At 34.1% G+C, this 18809-nt stretch carries 23 protein-coding genes and 1 pseudogene; all 24 read left to right on the top strand.

What is annotated here, in order from left to right; translation table 11 throughout:
• The first annotated feature begins 37 nt into the window (after nucleotides 1–37).
• Nucleotides 38–769, top strand: coding sequence for an alpha/beta fold hydrolase (locus tag ABD941_RS03870; RefSeq protein ID WP_345272725.1), 732 nt, complete (start codon nucleotides 38–40; stop codon nucleotides 767–769).
• A 233-nt stretch (nucleotides 770–1002) separates the two neighbouring features.
• The gene (locus ABD941_RS03865; protein ID WP_345272724.1) at nucleotides 1003–1323 is read left to right on the top strand and encodes a hypothetical protein; all 321 of its coding nucleotides are present in this window, start codon (nucleotides 1003–1005) and stop codon (nucleotides 1321–1323) included.
• A 71-nt stretch (nucleotides 1324–1394) separates the two neighbouring features.
• Nucleotides 1395–2063: a type 1 glutamine amidotransferase domain-containing protein gene (locus ABD941_RS03860; protein ID WP_345272723.1), complete on the top strand. Its 669-nt coding sequence runs from the start codon at nucleotides 1395–1397 to the stop codon at nucleotides 2061–2063.
• A gap of 257 nt (nucleotides 2064–2320) precedes the next feature.
• Entirely contained in the window at nucleotides 2321–2695 is a 375-nt protein-coding gene (locus ABD941_RS03855) for a DJ-1/PfpI family protein (protein WP_345272722.1), read from the top strand.
• A gap of 21 nt (nucleotides 2696–2716) precedes the next feature.
• Nucleotides 2717–2860, top strand: a pseudogene (locus ABD941_RS14625) (Crp/Fnr family transcriptional regulator); the annotation flags it as partial.
• Nucleotides 2861–2983: 123 nt separating this feature from the next.
• Entirely contained in the window at nucleotides 2984–3178 is a 195-nt protein-coding gene (locus ABD941_RS03850; RefSeq protein ID WP_345272721.1) for a tautomerase family protein, read from the top strand.
• 12 nt (nucleotides 3179–3190) lie between these two features.
• Nucleotides 3191–3934 carry an SDR family NAD(P)-dependent oxidoreductase gene (locus ABD941_RS03845; RefSeq protein WP_345272720.1) on the top strand — a complete coding sequence of 248 codons (744 nt, stop codon included), beginning with the start codon at nucleotides 3191–3193 and terminating at the stop codon, nucleotides 3932–3934.
• A gap of 84 nt (nucleotides 3935–4018) precedes the next feature.
• Nucleotides 4019–4741 (top strand): type 1 glutamine amidotransferase domain-containing protein, encoded by a 723-nt coding sequence (locus ABD941_RS03840; protein ID WP_345272719.1) that lies wholly within the window; start codon nucleotides 4019–4021, stop codon nucleotides 4739–4741.
• 2 nt (nucleotides 4742–4743) lie between these two features.
• Nucleotides 4744–5112, top strand: a complete 369-nt coding sequence (locus ABD941_RS03835; RefSeq protein WP_345272718.1) for a nuclear transport factor 2 family protein — start codon at nucleotides 4744–4746, stop codon at nucleotides 5110–5112.
• Nucleotides 5102–6184 carry an NAD(P)H-dependent flavin oxidoreductase gene (locus ABD941_RS03830; RefSeq protein WP_345272717.1) on the top strand — a complete coding sequence of 361 codons (1083 nt, stop codon included), beginning with the start codon at nucleotides 5102–5104 and terminating at the stop codon, nucleotides 6182–6184. Before ABD941_RS03835 ends, ABD941_RS03830 begins: the two co-directional genes overlap by 11 nt.
• Nucleotides 6185–6633: 449 nt before the next feature.
• On the top strand, nucleotides 6634–6975 hold the full coding sequence (locus ABD941_RS03825) for a cupin domain-containing protein (RefSeq protein WP_345272716.1): 342 nt from the start codon (nucleotides 6634–6636) through the stop codon (nucleotides 6973–6975).
• 3 nt (nucleotides 6976–6978) lie between these two features.
• A complete protein-coding gene (locus ABD941_RS03820; protein ID WP_345272715.1) occupies nucleotides 6979–7371 on the top strand; it encodes a group III truncated hemoglobin in 393 nt (130 codons plus the stop codon).
• 493 nt (nucleotides 7372–7864) lie between these two features.
• The gene (locus ABD941_RS03815; RefSeq protein WP_345272714.1) at nucleotides 7865–8299 is read left to right on the top strand and encodes a hypothetical protein; all 435 of its coding nucleotides are present in this window, start codon (nucleotides 7865–7867) and stop codon (nucleotides 8297–8299) included.
• Nucleotides 8300–8327: 28 nt separating this feature from the next.
• Nucleotides 8328–9452 (top strand): epoxide hydrolase family protein, encoded by a 1125-nt coding sequence (locus ABD941_RS03810; protein ID WP_345272713.1) that lies wholly within the window; start codon nucleotides 8328–8330, stop codon nucleotides 9450–9452.
• Between the two features lie 13 nt (nucleotides 9453–9465).
• A complete protein-coding gene (locus tag ABD941_RS03805) occupies nucleotides 9466–10224 on the top strand; it encodes an SDR family NAD(P)-dependent oxidoreductase (protein ID WP_345272712.1) in 759 nt (252 codons plus the stop codon).
• 52 nt (nucleotides 10225–10276) lie between these two features.
• On the top strand, nucleotides 10277–10567 hold the full coding sequence (locus ABD941_RS03800) for a cupin domain-containing protein (protein ID WP_345272711.1): 291 nt from the start codon (nucleotides 10277–10279) through the stop codon (nucleotides 10565–10567).
• 513 nt (nucleotides 10568–11080) lie between these two features.
• Nucleotides 11081–11644, top strand: a complete 564-nt coding sequence (locus tag ABD941_RS03795; RefSeq protein WP_345272710.1) for a hypothetical protein — start codon at nucleotides 11081–11083, stop codon at nucleotides 11642–11644.
• Nucleotides 11645–11686: 42 nt separating this feature from the next.
• Nucleotides 11687–12097 carry a DUF1348 family protein gene (locus ABD941_RS03790; RefSeq protein WP_345272709.1) on the top strand — a complete coding sequence of 137 codons (411 nt, stop codon included), beginning with the start codon at nucleotides 11687–11689 and terminating at the stop codon, nucleotides 12095–12097.
• A 127-nt stretch (nucleotides 12098–12224) separates the two neighbouring features.
• On the top strand, nucleotides 12225–14051 hold the full coding sequence (locus ABD941_RS03785) for a serine hydrolase domain-containing protein (protein ID WP_345272708.1): 1827 nt from the start codon (nucleotides 12225–12227) through the stop codon (nucleotides 14049–14051).
• A 110-nt stretch (nucleotides 14052–14161) separates the two neighbouring features.
• A complete protein-coding gene (locus ABD941_RS03780) occupies nucleotides 14162–15016 on the top strand; it encodes a hypothetical protein (protein ID WP_345272707.1) in 855 nt (284 codons plus the stop codon).
• Nucleotides 15017–15051: 35 nt separating this feature from the next.
• Nucleotides 15052–15903 carry a TolB-like translocation protein gene (locus ABD941_RS03775; RefSeq protein ID WP_345272706.1) on the top strand — a complete coding sequence of 284 codons (852 nt, stop codon included), beginning with the start codon at nucleotides 15052–15054 and terminating at the stop codon, nucleotides 15901–15903.
• Nucleotides 15904–16412: 509 nt separating this feature from the next.
• Complete coding sequence (locus tag ABD941_RS03770) at nucleotides 16413–16847, top strand: TolB-like translocation protein (protein ID WP_345272705.1); 435 nt, start codon at nucleotides 16413–16415, stop codon at nucleotides 16845–16847.
• 20 nt (nucleotides 16848–16867) lie between these two features.
• Entirely contained in the window at nucleotides 16868–17659 is a 792-nt protein-coding gene (locus tag ABD941_RS03765; RefSeq protein WP_345273664.1) for a PhzF family phenazine biosynthesis protein, read from the top strand.
• 222 nt (nucleotides 17660–17881) lie between these two features.
• Entirely contained in the window at nucleotides 17882–18238 is a 357-nt protein-coding gene (locus ABD941_RS03760; RefSeq protein WP_345272704.1) for a GNAT family N-acetyltransferase, read from the top strand.
• Nucleotides 18239–18809 lie beyond the last annotated feature (571 nt).

The following is an 18809-nucleotide window of genomic DNA, read 5'->3' as shown; positions in this document are numbered from 1 at the left end:
TGTTGAACAACTAAGTTCTCTACGTAAAATAAAAATTATGAGTAAGTCAAAAACAATTTTATTAATCCATGGTGCATGGGAAGGTGCATGGTCTTGGAAGCAAACTGCGGAATACATAGAACAGAAAAGGCATACGGTGAAAGCCATCGATTTACCAGGACACGGTGATGACAAAACACCAACTTCTGAAATTACTCTGTCTGTATATGTGAATCGAGTAAAAAAAGAACTGGCAAAAATGGATGGTCAAGTGATTTTAGTTGGACATAGTTTTGCCGGATTCGTAATCAGTAAAGTGGCAGAAGACCTACCGGAAAAAATTGAAAAACTAGTGTTTGTTGCATCAGCTGCCCCTTACGAAGGTAAAACTGCTTATGAGGTTTTTGAAGCCGACAAAGGAAGTGAATTTCTAGACAATTTAATTTTCTCTAAAGACAAAAGTACTGCTACCATGAGCAGAGAAACAATAAAAGAGATTATATTTACAGGTGCAACAGATGCTCAAATTGATGCATTATTGCCAAAGTTAGTGGCACAAGCAACGAAACCATTCTTTGAACAGGTTATTACAACTCCTGAAAATTTTGGCAGAGTACCCAAAGCTTATATTGAAGCTACATTGGATAGAGCTATTACAATTGAAGAACAAAGACACGGTCAAAAGATGCTGGGAATTGAAGAGGTGGTTACTCTTGAACAAGGACATGTTCCATTAGAAACCGCGCCTAAAGAATTAGCTGAAGCGATCGTTAAAATTGCCATAACTTAACGTTAAAACAACAACTAAATATGATTGATTAAAGGGGACACTAAAGTGATCCCTTTTTTTTTATACTTATTTAGAAAAGGCAACCAGACGGTTAAATGCTAAAGGTAAAAAATGAAGGATGATAGACTTAAAAGCTTCAAAACATTGTCATAAGACAACTTTTAATTTTCAAGCACTACTCATCTTTGTATTGTTGTTTGGCAGATTAGCCAAATAATTTAAAACATAAAATTATGAGTAAATTAAAAAAAGTATTTGTGTACACAGAGTTGCAAATTTCAGTACCATTTGAAGAAGTTCCTTGGAAAAAAATAAATGATGGAATCAAAAAACAAGAAGGCTTTGTTAGAAAAACATGGTTGTCCGGGATAGGTACTCAAACCGTTGGCGGTTTATATGAGTTCAACTCTTTGGAAAACGCACAAAAGTTTGCTTGGGACTATTTTCCAAATGAGCCAAGAACATTTGGTGTAAGCTTTCAAACCAAGATATTTGATGGGGAAATAGTTGAAGATGCAAGTAGAGATATGAAGTCACCACACTACAATTATTAATTGTAATCATTTTTTACAACAGGAACCTTAATTTGAAACTAAGGTTCTTGTTGTAATTATTAAAAAAGTAAATGAAACACATACTATTCATAGTAACAAGTACTAACAAAACAGGTACAGGACAACACAACGCAGGCTACGAATTTTCCGAAATAGCAGACCCATATTTTGAATTTATTAATAAAGGATATACGGTAGATTTCGCAAGTATTCTTGGTGGTAAACCACCATTTGTTGGATACGATTCATCACAAAACCTTAGTAAAAAATTTAAAGAAGGAAATGGATTTAAAAGGCTTAATTTTAGTCATAAATTAAGTGATATTGATACTACATCTTATGATGCTATTTTCTTCCCAGGAGGTTTAGGTTTAATGACAGATATGGTAGACAACCCATTAGTAAAAGAAACAATTAAACAAGTTTATGAGAGTGGACGAATCGTTGGAGCTGTTTGCCATGGACCCACAGCCATGCTAAATGTGACATTATCTGATGGAAGCAATCTATTGGAGGGGAAAAATATCAATTCTTTTACCAAAGCGGAGGAAGAAGAAGATAATCACACACTTAGAGACGTAATACCGTTTATGCTTGATGAAGAATTGAAAAAGCAAGGAGCAATATTTTCGCATACCAAACCTTTTGAATCCTATGTTAAGATTGACGGAAATATCGTGACAGGACAGAACCCTGCATCTGCTGGCGGAGTTGCAGTTGAAATGATAAAATTGTTATAATGAAATTATAAAAAAGCATAAAAAGAGTACTATTTATTACAACATCACATAATGATCTGGGTGAGTTTGGTATGTAAACTGGAGTTTGGTTAGAAGAAGTTGCGACGCCCTTCTATAGACTAAGAGAAGAAAACATACATGTTGAAATTACTTCTGTCGAGGGAGGATATATTGCCATAGACCCAGTGAGCGAAACAAAGAATTAGATAGCGGAAGACACTATTAGACTTAAAAGAGATAAAACAGCTATGTTTCTAATGAATGCTAGTTTGAGGTTAGATAAAGTAAATCCATCGGAGTATGATTTAGTATACTTTCTTCCAGGAGGCCACGATCCAATGTGGGATTTTGTAAGTAATCCATTATTAAACAATACTCAGCAACATTTTGTACAAGAAGAGAAGGTGATTGCGGCATTGTGTCACGGAGTCTCGGTTCTTGTTGATGCTTTTGATACTGATGGCAATGTATTTGTTAAGGGAAAGAAAATCACATCCTTTGCTGATTCGGAAGAAATTGGTGTAGGAGCTGAGAAATTAGTTCCATTTATTTTGGAATCCAAATTAACAGAGCTAGGAGGAATATATAGTAAAGGAAATGATTTTTCTTCTTATACCGTTGTGTATGAATAGAATAGTCCTTCAAAACAGAATTTATCGTTATTGAAAAACTCTTCAAAAGAGCGGTATGAATTGCTTTTAGAACAATATCCAAAACTTTTTCAAAGAGTACCAAAAAAATTAATAACGTCCTATTTAGGTGTCATTAGAGAAACCTTAAGCCGATTAAATTTGTAAAATAAATTACTTCTATTCATCACTTAAAGTGATCTACATCACTCCAAACAAGTGACAAATATCCTTTTATAAAAATGAGGTTCTTATCAACTTTGTATGACAAATAATTTAACAAAAAAAGTTATGCCATACATTAACATTAAGGTCACTGATGAGCAAGTGACAAAAGAGCAAAAGCAAAAATTGATAGCAGGAGCTACTCAGTTGGTAGTCGATATTCTTGGCAAAAACCCAGAAACCACTCATGTTGTAATAGACGAAGTACCGGTTGATAACTGGGGCGTGAGTGGAAAGCAATATTCAGAACTTAAAAATTAAATAATTAAAATAATGGAAAACAAAACAGTAATAGTGACAGGAGCTTCAACAGGTATTGGTAAGGCCATAGCCAAGTTGTTCATCGAAAAAGGGAGCAATGTAGTGATGAATTCTTCCAATGAAGTAAATTTAAAGAAAACCTATGAGGAGTTTAACTCTCCTGCAAATGCTGTCTATTTCGCAGGTGATATTAGCAATCGAGAAACTGGACAAAAACTAAGGGATTTGGCCATGGAAATATTCAACTCAGTCGATGTTTTAATTAATAATGCTGGTGTATTTGCTCCAAAACCCTTTTTAGATGTTGAAGAAAAGGATTTAGACCTTTATTGGAACGTAAACTTAAAAGGCACATATTTCACAACTCAAGCAGCTATTCCTCAAATGATAATACAAGGAGAAGGTTCTATAATTAACATTGGGACAGTTTTAGTGGATCATGCCATTGATGGATTTCCTGCAACAGCACCATTAACAAGTAAAGGTGCAATACATGCATTAACAAGACAATTAGCGGCTGAATTTGGTAAAAATAATATCAAGGTTAATACAATCGCACCAGGAACTATTAGAAGTCCACTACAAGGCAAAATTGGAATTGAAGATGCCGACAGTTTAGCTGGATTACACTTGCTAAATAGAATAGGAGAAGCAAATGAAATTGCAGAAGCAGCTTATTACTTGGCTACATCAAATTTTGTAACAGGAGAAACTATTAATGTGGCTGGTGGACATACTGCAGGGCATGCCATTTAATTAAATTAAAAATTATATCATTAAATCGTTAATTAAATCAAAATGAAAAATATATCAAGAATTATATTAATAGGAATGTTAAGTATGCTAAGCATCAGTTCATATTCCCAAAATTCAAAAAAGACAAAAATTCTATTTGTCGTTACGTCACATGACCAACTAGGAGATACAGGTGAAAAGACAGGACTCTGGATTGAAGAGTTTGCAACACCGTATTATTATTTAATTGATCAGGGGGTAGAGGTTGTTATTGCTTCGCCTAAAGGAGGTCAACCTCCTATAGATCCTAAAAGTGAGCTTACTGACTATCAAACAGAATCAACTAAACGGTTTTATGCCGATTCGAAAGCGCAATTGGTTTTTAGTAAAACTCAAAAATTAGCTAAGGTTAAACAAAAGGACTTTGATGCTGTCTTTTACCCTGGAGGTCATGGTCCTTTATGGGATTTATCTACAGATAAAAAGTCCATCAGATTGATAGAATCCTTTTATAACAACAATAAACCAATTGCTTTTGTATGTCATGCCCCTGCAGCACTTAAAAATGTAAAGGAAAAAAGTGGTCAACCACTTGTTAAAGGCAAAAAAGTGACTGGATTTACTAATGGAGAGGAAGCTGCTGTAAAGCTAACGAATATAGTACCGTTCTTAATTGAGGACATGTTGAAGGAAAATGGAGCCATTTATCAAAAAGGAGCAGACTGGTCTTCTTTTGCAGTCGAAGATGGCTTGTTGATATCAGGACAAAATCCTCAATCGGCAAAACTAGTAGGGGAATTATTAATGGCAAAATTGAAAAAACAATAGCTATGTATGATAAAATCTCAAACGAAATTAAAAATGTAGTATCCGTTTATTTTCAAGGCATTTATAATGGAGAAAGTGATAAGTTAGAAAATGTTTTCCATCCACAAGCTTTGCTATTTGGAGATATTAAAGGGGAACCATATTTCAAAACTGTTACGGATTATATAGATGGAGTAAAAAGTAGAAGTAGCCCAAAGGATTTACAAGAAGACTTTAAAATGGAAATTCTTTCAATAGAGATTATGGGCAATATAGCTACTGTTAAAGCACACGTGCCAATGTTGGGATTTAACTACTATGATTTTTTGTCTTTAAACTTGGTGCAAGGAGAATGGAAAATTGTAAATAAGTTATTTACTCATGTGGAATAAAACACGTGCAGCCGAGTTACTCAAGATTAAATACCCTATTATTCAGGGACCATTTGGCGGAAATTTTTCTTCCGCCAAATTGGTTTCCACTGTATCGAACTTGGGAGGAATGGGTTCATTTGGACTTAACTCATGCACTCCAGAAGATATATTAAGAATTGATAAAGAGATTAATAATCTGACTAAAAACCCCTATGTGCTAAATCTTTGGGTTCCACTAAAGAATGATCCTGTAGATAATTATAAAAAGGAAGATTTTGAAGTGTTAAAAAAAGCATTCAAATCTTACTTTGAACAATTGCAAGTTCCTCTTCCTGAAATGTCGAACCCAACAATTCAAAATTTTGAATTACAGGTAGAGGCTATTTTTAAAAGCAAGCCTCCTGTAGCAAGCTTTATATTTGGAATACCATCGAAAGAAGTAATTGTTGAATTGAAAAAAAGAGGAATTGTCGCTATGGCTACTGCAACTACACTGGAAGAAGCAATGATTATTGAGGAGGCAGGAATAGACATAGTAATTGCCTCAGGATCAGAAGCTGGAGGACATCGAGCCTCTTTTGTAAAACCTGCTGAGGAATCGTTAACTTGTAAGCGTCTTTTGGTTAATCAGATAGTTAATAAAATTAGTATCCCTGTGATTGCAGCTGGAGGGATATCTAATGGCAAAGATATCATTGATATATTAAAATTAGGTGCATCAGCTGTTCAAATGGGGACCGCTTTTTTAGCAACAAATGAATCCAATGCATCTGCTATTCATAAATCTAAATTACTTACTAGCAAACCGATACGGACTGAGCTCACTAAAGTTTTTACGGGAAGATTAGCTAGGGCAATTTCAAATAATTTATCTAAGGATTTCAAAAACTCAGACCAAGAACTTGTGGCTCCTTATCCCATCCAAAGTACTTTTTTGAGCTCTTTGAGAAAGGTTTCATTAGAGCAAAATAACTCAGATTTTGTGGCGTATTGGTGTGGTCAACCTTCTACGTTGCTGAAGCATACATCTGCAGAAAAATTATTCGGCTCGTTGATAGAAGAGGCTTCAAAAGAGGCTTCTAAATATTAAAGTGGGGGGATCATGTATATTACTAGTGGGGCCATTAGACTAAAAAAATGAAGGTTTATATGGAATTTATGTATTAAGAAAAGTGTCAAGGTATTTTAGTAATAATTTTGAAATTGATTCTTTATCTAAATATAAAATGTGAATATATTAAAAACCAACTTATTAAATTTAATCAGGTAGATTAATAGCAAATAGTAGTTTTGATTAATTGATAGGTTGGTTTATTAAAGAGATTGTATCAATAAATATTTACCAAGATAAGATGCCGTCTTACAAATTGGTGCTTAAATAACAGAATACTTGAGGAAAAACAAAATCCCAGCCGCGTGATTAAAATTGTTAGTGTTATTGGTTAATGTTTAATTTTTGACGGGTTGGGTTTCCTTTCGATTAATTAGTAGTGTAACAAGCACAACTAACCATTGTCCATAAATAAATATAGATTTAATATGAAAATAGCCTCTTTTAATATAGACGTAGAATACAATGATAGAAGACCTTTGACAAAGGTGATTTTAGAAACCTCCTTTTCAAAAGAGATTCGTATACTATTTAAGAAAGGACAGGTTATGAAAGAGCATAAAACACCTTTCCCAATAATAGTTCATATTTTGGAAGGAGAGCTAGATTTCGGAATACTAGGAATATCCAATCGTCTCAAAGCAGGTTTTATTATTACGTTAGAAGGCAAAGTTCTTCATGATTTAACCGCTCGTGAAGATAGCATTGTTCGATTGACTTTATTGAAAATGGACAATCCAGAAAGAGTAGAGAAAATTGCTAAAAATTAACTTATGAATACTATAAATAACAGAAATGACTTAAACTTATTAGTAAATAGATTCTATGCTAAAATTAGACGAGATGAACTTTTGGGTCCTATTTTCAATGGTCATATTTCAGAAGAGCAATGGAATGAACACTTGATAAAACTTACTGATTTTTGGGAAACAAATTTATTCGGAGTATCAAAATTTAAAGGTAATCCTTCTTCAAAACACATTAAGGTTGATACTAATCTAGGTTATAAGATTGAACAAAATCATTTTAGAAGATGGTTGAACCTTTGGTTTGAGACAGTTGATGAACTTTACAATGGAGAACTCGCAACTAAGGCAAAAGAGTCTGCTCGAAAGATGGCAACAGGTCAGTTTTTAACCATTATGAAAAACCGACCTGAAAATTAAAATCCAATTGCTGAATGATATCATAAAATTAAAAGATGATTTAATCGAATGAAAAGCAATAATAAAAGGAAAACTGACATATGCAGCTAATTGATATAATGAAATTCAATTTTAAACTGTAGTCATTTTCATGACTAGATAAATTCAAAGTGTGATGTTTGTCACAAATTTTTAGTGACAATAGTCCTTTGTTCTATCTTATCATTTAGTGATTTTTGATCATATTAATTTAGAAAATAAAATGACACAGACATTTAATTAAAAACACTAAAAGCCAGAGAACTTTCAGGTAAAAAAACATGAAGTTTTAAAATTAGTTACATCACAAGTAAGGATAATTAAACCTCTAAATATATTTTGAAATTCTTAAAGAAAAATAACATTAAATAATTAGTGGTGGTTAGTAGCTGTCAGTTCGAGTTTCTTAGATTAATAACAAGGCAAAAAGAAAACTTTCTTCTCGAACTGACTTTCACTTTAAAAACAAGAAATTATGAAAACAATTAATTGGAAAAATGCAGTCATTGCAGGAATTTTAGGAACAATCCTTTTTGATTTACTTGGATTATTATTCACAGGTAAATGGTGGGACATCCCGGGTATTTTGGGCGCTAAAACAGGATTGGGTTTAGCGTACGGGGTTATAGGTCATTACAGTAATGGTATTCTATTATCTATATTGTACGCAGGTATAGCACCATCGCTTTGGGGGCCAAAATGGGCAAGAGCAATTACGTTTATAATTGGAGAGACCATAGCATTAGTTTGGTTATTTATGTTACCATTATTGGGTGCAGGTGTTGCAGGAGTAGACATGGATCCAATGATGCCAGTAATCACTTTATTGCGCCATTTAGTTTATGCTATCCCGTTAATTTTCTTAATTAATTATGATATCATTCCGAATGCGAAATCGGTTAAAAATTAAATTAATACAATTAACAAAAAAAAATGTCATGATAAAACGATTTGAAGCAAATGTCACTGAACCTGTACTGGACGATCTTCGTATGAGACTTTCTCAAGTACGTTGGCCAGATGAAATAAACAATTCAGGGTGGAATTACGGAACCAGTCTGGACTATATGAAAGAATTATGTGATTACTGGCTTAACGAATTTTCATGGAGAAAAACTGAAAACACAATAAATTCGTACCCAAATTATATTGCAGAAATCGATGGTAGTAAAATCCATTTTTTACATATTAAAGGTGAAGGTAAAAAATCAATACCATTAATTATAACGCACGGTTGGCCGGGGTCATTTCTTGAAATCATGAAACTTATTCCCCTATTAACTAAAAGTAAAGACGTTTCTTTCGATCTAGTAATACCTTCAGTAATTGGATTTGGATTTTCAAGTAAATATTTACAACCCGGATGTGATAATTCCTTTGTTGCAGATTTGTGGCATAAGTTGATGTTACATCTAGGGTATGAAAAATATGGGGCTCAGGGCGGTGATATTGGATCAGGCATAAGCACGTGGCTTGCCATGAAATACCCTAATCATGTCATAGGTTTACATCTCAATTATATTTCTGATTCTTTTCGCCCTTATTGTTCAAATGAAGAAGAAAATTCTAACGATGTAAAAGAATATAAAAAAGACCTTGAAAAATGGGCTTCCAAAGAGGCAGGGTATGCATATATTCAAAGCACCAAGCCAATCACTTTAGCCTACGGTTTAAATGATTCACCTATTGGATTATGTGCTTGGATTGTCGAAAAATTAAATAGCTGGAGTGATAACAAAGACGGACTTGAAAATGTATTTACCAAAGATGAAATACTTTCAAACGTTACTTTATATTGGGCTACGCAATCGATTCATTCTTCCATAAGGATTTATAACGAAAACAGTAAACGTCCAATGATTTTCCAGTCATCAGATTTTGTGCAAGTACCCGTGGCGTACGCTAATTTCCCTAAAGAAATTTCAAGCCCTCCTCGCTCATATGCTGCCATGGGTTATAATATTACGAGATGGACATATATGCCATCAGGTGGTCACTTTGCAGCTATGGAGAAGCCAGAACTGTTATCATCAGACATTAAAGATTTTTTCAATTCATTATAATTAAATAAGCAGGATGGAGTTTAAAAACAAAAATGTATTAATTACGGGTGGATCTAGAGGTATTGGTAGAGCTACAGCTATTGCTTTTGCAAAGAAAGGAGCAAACGTTGCTATTAATTACAGGTCAGATGATCTTGCGGCTAAAGAGACTCTTTCTTTGTTAAAAGGGCGAAATCATACTTTATACAAGGGTGATATCTCGGAAAAACATGTTTCTGCAGAACTTATAAATGACTTTATAAAAAAATATAATACACTTGATATTTTAGTGAATAATGCAGGTATAGCAATTCAACATGAAATTGATAAGGTAGATTTTAACGATTGGACTGATGCATGGCTCAAAACAATCAATGTAAATCTATTGGCCGTTGCTAACATATGTTATTGGGCATCCAAACAAATGATTAAAAATGAAGGAGGGCGAATAATCAATGTATCATCGAGAGGAGCCTTTAGAGGAGAACCCAATATGCCAGCATATGGTTCTAGTAAAGCAGGGCTGAACTCATTGAGTCAGTCTTTGGCGAAATCTCTAGCAAAACACAAAATTGGAGTGGGTGTAGTTGCCCCTGGATTTACAAACACAGACATGGCAGTAAGTACACTTACTAGCAAAGAAAAAGAAAGTCTCTTAGATGAATCCCCCTTTAAAAGAATGGCAGAACCCGATGAGGTAGCACATGCAATATTATTTCTTGCATCAGAAAAATCTCTTTACTCTTCAGGAACTATCATAGATGTTAATGGAGCTTCTTATTTAAGAACTTAGATTGGAACTAGAAGAAGCTATACTTACCTCATTAAGTTAATCATATATTATTATGCAAATCCAACTATCAAGTATAAAATCCAAAGAAATTATTCCAGGCTGTCACGCTAAACTTATTCATACGCAAAATATGAGTTTTGCATTTTGGAATATTGAAAAAGGAGCGGTAATTCCCGTACACCATCATATGAATGAGCAAGTAATGCAAGTAATAGAAGGTGAATTTGAGCTAACCCTAAAAAAAGTCACGAAAATATATAAATCGGGTTCGCTTGTGATTATCCCTCCTCACGCACCCCATTGTGGAAAGGCAATAACTCAGTACATTACTAGACGTCTTTAGCCCGGTAAGAGAGGAGTACAAATAAACGCCGGGGAAAAGCATTTCCTGTAGGTTAGACATTGATACATTAAGAAGAAGAAAAAAATAATGAAAACGACCGTTTTTTACAAATTTCTATCATACCCAATAAGTAACTTTGTGATATTACTGATCCTAATAAAATAGGAATGGATGATGGAGAGGTTGCTTGCTAGAATCAATATAAAACAATAAATATAAATGATTATCTAGTAATGATAATTCAGGATTAATTGCAAATCCGAACAAATTAAAGAATATAAATTTCATGTAAAATTTAATTTTAACATTTAGACATCCTTCAGAACTAGACGATTTAGGAGTGTGATATTTATCACAAATTTTTAGTGACAATAGTCCTTTGTTCTATCCTATTATTTAGTGATTTTGGCCATTTTAATTTAGAAAATCAAATGATATAATTACCTAACTAGCCTTATAGACACCTTGTGTAATATTCGAACAAAAATTGTAGCATAAAACAAATCTAACTAAATGAAAAAAATCACATTGACACTTATATTTTGCGGACTTACTATAATTGCAAAATCACAAAATGCAAGCGTCGAAAAATCAACCTACGGGATCCAAACTGGATTTTTAGGAATTTGGGTGAATAATGAAATCAAGCTTTCAAACCAAATTGCTCTAAGGAGCGAAATAGGATTTGACAGCGGAATTTGGGGCGGTGATTTCTATGAAAGAACGGGATTTTTATTGACACCTGTAATTACACTTGAACCTAGACTATATTACAATCTGAATAAAAGAGTCAGTAAATCACGAAGAATTGATGGAAACAACGGAAATTTCATTTCACTTAAAACAAGTTACCATCCAGATTGGTTTGTTATTTCAAATAAGGATAATGTTAGTGTAATTAGTGACATTTCTATAATTCCAACTTGGGGAATAAGAAGAAACATTGGTAAACATTTCACCTATGAAACTGGAATTGGAATTGGATATAGATACGTTTTTGCAAAACAAGCTGGATTTCTTGAAAACGAAAGTGAAGTTGCTGTGAATTTACATTTACGAATTGGATATAAATTTTAAACTGAATAAATTCTTCATTAAATTAATATAAATATTTAAACTATGGAACAAAAACATCCTCTTCCACCATTTACATTGGAAACTGCAAAACAAAAAATTCAAAAGGCAGAAGATGCCTGGAACTCTCAAAATCCAGAAAAAGTAAGTTTAGCATATACAATTAATAGTGAATGGCGAAATCGAAATACATTCATTAAAGGGCGAGATGAAATTGTACTTTTTTTGACGAAAAAATGGGAAAATGAGATAGACTATAAATTAAAGAAAGAATATTGGGCGCATTCAGAAAATAGAATAGCTGTTAGATTTGAATATGAATATAAAAACAAAAATGGAAAGTGGTTTAGAGCTTATGGTAATGAGAACTGGGAATTTGACCAAAATGGTCTAATGGATAAAAGATACGCAAGTATTAATGATCTTGAAATAGAAGAAAAAGATAGGCATTTGTAAAAACTGCCGCCAATAACGTATAGAATAAACACAGGTTTTAGTACTTAATCGAAAGTTCATAAAAGCCTTTCATTCAATAGTTTTTTAACTTTATTTCAATTATTCAATTAATTAAAAATTTGTAAACATGAAACATATTACCTCAGTTCTCTTTATCATAATTCTTTTTCAGTCATGTGCAAAAGAATCAAAGATTGATACTACCAATGATTTAATTAAAAAGGTAGAAACTGGTATCCCAAATCGGTCATACATAGCAGGTGATTCAACATGGACTATAGAAGAACGTATGGAACACTATGGAGTTCCAGGTGTTAGTATTGCTGTAATACATAATGGCAAAATTGCGTGGACTAAGGGTTACGGTGTCATGAATAAAGAAGATAACTCTCCAGTGACCGAGCAAACACTTTTCCAAGCATCATTACTTAGCATGCCTGTAACTGCGTATGGTACATTACGTCTTGTAGAACAGCAAAAAGTAAGCTTAGATGAAAATATTAACAGCTATTTAAAAACCTGGCAATTACCAGACAATAAATTTACAAAAGAAAGGAAAGCCACCATAAAAAATCTTTTGAACGGTACTTCCGGAATAAACCTTCACGCAATTCCAGGATATAGTTCAGATGAATCTGTACCTACACTTGTAGAGGTCTTAAACGGAATTTCTCCGGCAAAAAATGAGCCAGTTACCGTAAATAAAGAGCCTGAACTTGATATTTTGGCAGGGGCTTATACCGTCATTCAACAAATGATGATAGATATTGAAGGTGAAAAATTCCCAGAGACCATGAATGAGTTGGTTTTTCAACCTTTAGAAATGAACAATAGTACGTTTAATCAAACGCTTTCTTCAGAACAACTAACGATGGCAGCAACGGGTTATTTGACAGATGGTTCTATGGTAAAAGGCAAAAGACATACCCATCCAACAATGGCTGCAAATGGATTATGGACAACTTCAGCCGATATTGCAAAATTTATAATCAACATACAGCAAACCCTAAAAGATAAAAGTAATAAAGGCTTGTCAAAAGACATGACGGCGCAGATGCTTATACCATCCGGATATAAGAGTCGTTATTGGCCAAATTTTAAATACGGACTAGGACTTAGTATTGAGAATAAGGAAAAAGACATCTACTTTGGCCATCATGGATGGAATAGAGGCTTTTTTGCCTATATGCAGGCCCATAGAGACAAAGGATATGGTGTGGTTGTGTTAACCAATTCCACTATCCCAGCTTTTAATCATGAAGTAATTCGCTCTGTTGCTCTAGCATATGAATGGGATAATTATGTTACTATTCATAAAAAAATGCAAATTGAACAATCTTTAGCCAATAAAATTGCGGGTAGATATATGGAAAATGGTAAGATTGTTGAAGTTTTTCAAAAAGACAATCTTCTATTCACCAAAAATATACTTGATATGGAAGCAGAAGAACTAGTCAAAGTCTCAGATAGTAATTTTGTGAGAAGAAATTCCGGCCGATTTATCCAATTCAAACCAAACTCTGAGAATGGAACACTCAACTTACTTTTCATAAATAGTAACGATGGAACGATAGCTTCAACTCTTGTGAAGATGGATACTGATAAAAAGGAACCAGTAGAATTTCTTCTTGAAGGTGATATTGAAAAAGCGCTTAATGCATATAAAACCAAAAAAGAACATGACCCCACTTACCATACAGTAACTGAAGACTACTTAAACAATCTTGGCAATAGTTTTTTAAACGAGGATAGAATGAAATTATCACAAAACACTTTTAAGGTGAATATGATGCTCTATCCAGATAGTTTTAAAGTGTACGAGAGTTATGCAAAATCTTGTGCAAAATTAGGAGAAATTGATCTGGCCATTTTAAATTACTCGAAATCACTCGAAATAAACCCTCAAAATAACAATGCCAAGGATATTCTTAAGGAATTACAAAAAAGTGAATGAAACTAACTTTCATCTATTGGACCGATTTCATTACAAAGCATCCTAAAATAAACTTACTTATTTTATCAGCAGTTAACAAACATTTTTAAACTATGAAAACATAAAAAACATTGAGAAATAACAACTTTACATTTTTAATACTTGTATTGGTGCTATCTGTTAATGCCTGCAATACTAAAAATCAGATAGCAAACGATAAGAATTCAACCGCTGAAGACGGTCTCTATTTTGGACAAAAGCCACCGGGCTTAAAGCCAGAACCGATAGAACGAGGTATCCTCACCAAAGAGGGCTGGGAGCTAGGAGGGGTGTTTACTCCAGGCATGAAAGAGTTTTACTTCACCACCACCTCTGGTGACGCGCCACTTGACCCTAGCGTTAGTGTCTTCCGAAATGAAAGCCGCGGTTGGAAGAAATATGATTTTTATGCTACAGGAAATGATACGATGTACTCGAAAGATAAGTATATAGAACGAACCAACTCTGGTTGGTCCGAAATAAAAAGCCTGGGAGGACCGTTTGATACTATTCCCATTATGCGACTTACGGCTTCCTCCCAAGGCACTTTAGTTTTTGATGAATTCACCAGAGATGGAAGTGGTCTTCTTCGATATTCACGACTGGTAAACGGCAAGCGTGAATCACCGAAACCCTTTGATAAAGAGATAAACACGGGTAAATGGAAGGCTCACCCATTCATTGCTTCAGATGAGTCTTACATTATTTGGGATAGTGAAAGAGAGGGCGGATATGGCGATGGTGATATGTATATCAGCTTTAAACAGGCAGATGGAACATGGGGTGCTGCCATCAACTTTGGGGATAAGATAAACACAGATGGCGAAGACGGTGGAGGATATGTAACGCCAGACGGAAAATACCTTTCCTATTGCCCCCGTTGTAAACCCCCGTATGATAGAATGTGGGTGGACGCGAAGATCATCGAGACACTCAGACCACAATAACAGTTGATTTAAAAAAGAAATAAAACATGAAAACTATGAAATTACTACTCTTGGCAAGTATGATGACCTTCAATACGGTATTTGCTCAAGAAAAATTTGAAAACGACCCTGATTTTCCAGCCTTAGAAAACCGCTATTTTGGACAAAAACCGCCGGGTTTAACGCCTAAAGTTTTTGCCCCTGGCATTGTCTCGACAAAAGAGTCTCTTGAAACTGTTGTAACGTTTTTACCAGATATGAAGGAGTTTCAATTCACTAGATCTGGTGGAAAATATAAAAAACCCACCTTGTTTGTTATGCAATACAAAAATCATAAATGGAGCAGGAAGTATATCTTGTCAACCGATGAAAAGAAATATAAGGAACGATTCAATCCTGCTTTATCTGAGATGAAAAGCTTTGAAATTTTCAAAGACATTCCCATCACGGGTTTCGACGCCTCCGCTAAGGGCACTTACTATTTTTATTTTATAGATTTTAAAAGAGGAGGTGCTGGTCATATGAGTTATTCACGCCTTATAAATGGAAAATATGAAGCACCTCAAAAAATGAACAAGTATATTAATTCAGGAAAATATATTGCCCATCCCTTTGTTGCTCCAGATGAATCCTATTTAATGTGGGATGCAGAGAAAGATGGCGCTAACACACCTGATATCTATATTAGTTTTAGAAGGCAAGATGGTACATGGGACGTAGCAATTAACATGGGAGATAAGATAAATACAGCTGCCTATGAACAACGCCCAAGGGTGACACCAGACGGAAAATATTTGTTTTTTTGGAGAGGTGATCAAAAGACAAGAGAAGATGGAAGTACATATTGGGTAGGAAATCCTCATTGGGTTGATGCTCAAATAATTGATAACCTCAGACCTAGACAGTAAAGAATCCTAAAATAAACATACTTGTTTCATCAGCAGTTACCAAACATTTTTAAAATTTGAACAATGAAAAAACTACATTTTATTTTGACACTTGTATTTTTACTACTATTAAATGCGTGCAATACTAAAAAACAGAATGTAAACGATTCTGATTTTCCACGTTTAGATAGCCCCTTTTTTGCGTAAAAACCACCAGGCTCGGTTCCTGAAATTTTTGCTCCCCGTATTGTTTCGACACAGCAAAGTGAACTAGAAACTCCCTTTTCACCCAATTTAAAAGAGATCTATTTCCGCAGATCTGATGAAGAATTAAAAAATCATTTGTTGGTTGCCATTCAATACAAAGATAATCTATGGGCCGAGTCTTCTGTGGTACCCCATGAGGGCGAGATTTCTCCTGACGGTAAGATTATGCACAAAGGAAACGAATATATAGAGAGAGAGAGAGAACCGGTTCTGGCTGGTCAGAGGTAAAAAGTCTTGGCGCACTGTTTGATTCTTTTCCCATTATGCGCCTTACGGCTTCATCTAAAGGGACTTACTATTTTGATGATGTGTCGCTCTTTAATGATAAGCCACCTATAGTACATATTCGTTATTCCCGATTAATAGACGGCATACATGAAAAACCGATAACATTAGACATTGATACGGGAACAACATTGAAATTCCATCCATTCATCGCTCCGGATGATTCCTACCTTATATTTGATAGTAAGCGAGAAAACGGTAATGCTGATATATATATTAGTTTTCGTCAGAAAGATGGTTCATGGGGCACTGCAATTAATTTAGGCGATAAGATAAATACAGAACTCTCAGATGTTTATGGCAGTGTGACATCAGATGGAAAATACTTTTTCTTTACACGGACTCTTAGCAATGGTAAGAAAAATACAATGTGGGTAGATGCTGGGTTTATTGAGGCACTTAGACCCCATTAACTACTCATTTAAAAAATTCAATCTATGAAATTAAATATTATCAGATAGATGCTTTTACTGATAAAATATTCAGTGGAAATCCAGCAAAAGTCGTACAACTAAATGAATGGTTAGAGGATGGATTACTTCAGAATATTGCACGAGAAAACTCAGTTGATGCAACTGCTTTTTTTATTGATAAAGGAGACAATTTTGAATTAAGATGGTTTACGCCTGACTTAGAACTTGATTTATGTGGACATGCCACCCTTGCAACGGCTCATGCACTAACAACAATTTTAGGTTATGGCAAAGACAGAATAATTTTCAATACCAAATGTGGACAATTGTTTGTTTATGTCAAAAATAACTTATATGAAATGGATTTACCTGAAAGGAATCCTATTAAAGCTGAATTGCCAAATTTCATAAAAGAATCTCTTAACAAACAACCTACAGAAGTTTTAAAATCAAGAGATTATATTTTAGTGTATGAAAACGAAGAAGATATAAGAAACATTAGAATAGATAAAAACAAGTTTGACAAGGGAAATATTGACCCAGGAGGTGTTGCAATTACAGCTAAAGGGAATGATTCTGATTTTGTGTCAAGATTCTTCATTCCTCAAGCAACAATATTTGAAGACCCTGTTACAGGTTCTGCTCATGCTTCATTAATTCCCTATTGGAGAAATGTATTAAATAAAAAAGAAATGTCAGCAATTCAGTTATCGACTAGAAAAGGAAAGTTGTTTTGTACCAGTAAAGAAGACAGAGTCTTAATAGCTGGAAAAGCTAAAACGTTTTCGGAAGGAACATTATGGATAGAATAACTGGCTACAACAATTTGTATATAGCATGGTGCACCCTTTGGGATGTAAACGCATCATACAAGAGACATTGTGGGTAATTAAAAACAACCTCAAAAGTCAAAAAAATAGAAAATGACAATTGGTAAAAACACAGAAAAGAATAAATGCGACTTTGAGAGAGTTTGGGTTAATTGGCTAACAAACTCAATGGGACTGAAACCACAAGAAAAAGATGTTGAGTAAGTGCAAAATCCTGTGTTAAATTACATTAATGATGTAGGAATGGCATTTCATGCCAATAAGAACAGAGTGTGTATTGGAGTGGTCGCTATTAAGAAATTAAATTTAATCGATTACGAATTTTGTAAACTAGTGGTAGAAGAAAAAGCTCGTGGATTTGGATTAGGTAAACACCTAGTTCGGAAATGTATCGATTTTGTCAAAGAAGAAAAAGGGACAAATCTGTACCTACAAAGTTTCCATAAACTTGAAATTGCGGTTAAAATGTACAAAGGAATGGGTTTTACTGATGCTCCGGCACCTGTAGGTATGCTAGTTGTTAAGAGGACTGAAATTATAATGAAAAAGGAAATTAAATAAAAACTACCCACAACAAAGAACTGTCTGATTATGAAAAAGGACTCTTAAAAAATCTAAGACTATGGATTTATGATAAGAGAAGCTCTAAAGGTTATTTTCAAAAAGAACAAAATCTCCAAAAACGATGGCATTCTAGATATTCAAGAGAAGCTGTTTTAAAATAAAAATTCAAATAATAGGAAAATTATCTTACCATTCCATTCAGCACATTTCCTTCCATTCCGTAAAAACTACATTCCAGAAAAAGAGCTTCATTAACAAAGGTCATGGACCTAATCCACACTTTTGACTTTCCATTCCGTTAACCCTTTCCGTCCCGAAATTTCGGGACTGGAAAGGAACACTTCATCCTAAGTAAAAAGCGTGAATCAAGTCCGCCAAATAAGGAAAAATGTATTTGCATTTTGTTCCACTTCCTGTGATTTTGTATTTCACAAAGAATTTAGAATTACTTCCGTAATCCAACACCGTCATACCTTTTTTTGACAGCAAAATAACAACATTCAGCTTTGAACGACAGCATAATCAGGCTCATACTTCGCACTTTTTATATGTCTATACAAAGCTGAAT

Origin of the sequence: Flaviramulus aquimarinus, from assembly GCF_039543205.1 — a bacterium.
Classification (GTDB): domain Bacteria; phylum Bacteroidota; class Bacteroidia; order Flavobacteriales; family Flavobacteriaceae; genus Flaviramulus_B; species Flaviramulus_B aquimarinus.
The sequence above is the reverse complement of the archived record's forward strand: the minus strand, read 5'-3'. Positions and strand labels throughout refer to the sequence as shown.

What these genes read in the sequence shown, in the direction of transcription:
- ABD941_RS03870 (WP_345272725.1), top strand. Translation starts at nt 38, where the DNA reads ATGAGTAAGTCAAAAACAATTTTATTAATCCATGGTGCATGGGAAGGT.
- ABD941_RS03865 (WP_345272724.1), top strand. Translation starts at nt 1,003, where the DNA reads ATGAGTAAATTAAAAAAAGTATTTGTGTACACAGAGTTGCAAATTTCA.
- ABD941_RS03860 (WP_345272723.1), top strand. Translation starts at nt 1,395, where the DNA reads ATGAAACACATACTATTCATAGTAACAAGTACTAACAAAACAGGTACA.
- ABD941_RS03855 (WP_345272722.1), top strand. Translation starts at nt 2,321, where the DNA reads ATGAATGCTAGTTTGAGGTTAGATAAAGTAAATCCATCGGAGTATGAT.
- ABD941_RS03850 (WP_345272721.1), top strand. Translation starts at nt 2,984, where the DNA reads ATGCCATACATTAACATTAAGGTCACTGATGAGCAAGTGACAAAAGAG.
- ABD941_RS03845 (WP_345272720.1), top strand. Translation starts at nt 3,191, where the DNA reads ATGGAAAACAAAACAGTAATAGTGACAGGAGCTTCAACAGGTATTGGT.
- ABD941_RS03840 (WP_345272719.1), top strand. Translation starts at nt 4,019, where the DNA reads ATGCTAAGCATCAGTTCATATTCCCAAAATTCAAAAAAGACAAAAATT.
- ABD941_RS03835 (WP_345272718.1), top strand. Translation starts at nt 4,744, where the DNA reads ATGTATGATAAAATCTCAAACGAAATTAAAAATGTAGTATCCGTTTAT.
- ABD941_RS03830 (WP_345272717.1), top strand. Translation starts at nt 5,102, where the DNA reads ATGTGGAATAAAACACGTGCAGCCGAGTTACTCAAGATTAAATACCCT.
- ABD941_RS03825 (WP_345272716.1), top strand. Translation starts at nt 6,634, where the DNA reads ATGAAAATAGCCTCTTTTAATATAGACGTAGAATACAATGATAGAAGA.
- ABD941_RS03820 (WP_345272715.1), top strand. Translation starts at nt 6,979, where the DNA reads ATGAATACTATAAATAACAGAAATGACTTAAACTTATTAGTAAATAGA.
- ABD941_RS03815 (WP_345272714.1), top strand. Translation starts at nt 7,865, where the DNA reads ATGAAAACAATTAATTGGAAAAATGCAGTCATTGCAGGAATTTTAGGA.
- ABD941_RS03810 (WP_345272713.1), top strand. Translation starts at nt 8,328, where the DNA reads ATGATAAAACGATTTGAAGCAAATGTCACTGAACCTGTACTGGACGAT.
- ABD941_RS03805 (WP_345272712.1), top strand. Translation starts at nt 9,466, where the DNA reads ATGGAGTTTAAAAACAAAAATGTATTAATTACGGGTGGATCTAGAGGT.
- ABD941_RS03800 (WP_345272711.1), top strand. Translation starts at nt 10,277, where the DNA reads ATGCAAATCCAACTATCAAGTATAAAATCCAAAGAAATTATTCCAGGC.
- ABD941_RS03795 (WP_345272710.1), top strand. Translation starts at nt 11,081, where the DNA reads ATGAAAAAAATCACATTGACACTTATATTTTGCGGACTTACTATAATT.
- ABD941_RS03790 (WP_345272709.1), top strand. Translation starts at nt 11,687, where the DNA reads ATGGAACAAAAACATCCTCTTCCACCATTTACATTGGAAACTGCAAAA.
- ABD941_RS03785 (WP_345272708.1), top strand. Translation starts at nt 12,225, where the DNA reads ATGAAACATATTACCTCAGTTCTCTTTATCATAATTCTTTTTCAGTCA.
- ABD941_RS03775 (WP_345272706.1), top strand. Translation starts at nt 15,052, where the DNA reads ATGAAATTACTACTCTTGGCAAGTATGATGACCTTCAATACGGTATTT.
- ABD941_RS03770 (WP_345272705.1), top strand. Translation starts at nt 16,413, where the DNA reads ATGCGCCTTACGGCTTCATCTAAAGGGACTTACTATTTTGATGATGTG.